Origin of the sequence: Pseudoalteromonas sp. SIMBA_162 (assembly GCF_046535955.1) — a bacterium.
GTDB lineage: Bacteria > Pseudomonadota > Gammaproteobacteria > Enterobacterales > Alteromonadaceae > Pseudoalteromonas > Pseudoalteromonas marina.
Genome location: NZ_JAWJBQ010000853.1, coordinates 1 through 251 on the forward strand (window position 1 = coordinate 1; position 251 = coordinate 251).

Here is a 251-nt window from a genome sequence, read left to right on the forward strand (position 1 = left end):
CGCCCATCTGGCACGTGAAGCGTTAGGCACAAACTGGCTAAAATTGGAGATTCACCCTGACGCCCGCTGGCTGTTGCCCGATCCCATCGAAACTCTGAAAGCCGCCGAAATGCTGGTACAACAGGGATTTGTCGTGCTGCCTTACTGCGGGGCCGATCCGGTATTGTGTAAACGTCTGGAAGAAGTCGGCTGTGCAGCGGTGATGCCGCTCGGCGCGCCGATTGGCTCGAATCAGGGACTGGAAACCTGTG

1 pseudogene is annotated in these 251 nt (G+C 57.8%); it reads left to right on the plus strand.

Features of this window, described 5'->3' with window-relative positions:
- Nucleotides 1-251, plus strand: a pseudogene (gene thiG / locus R0J88_RS22105) (thiazole synthase); the annotation flags it as partial.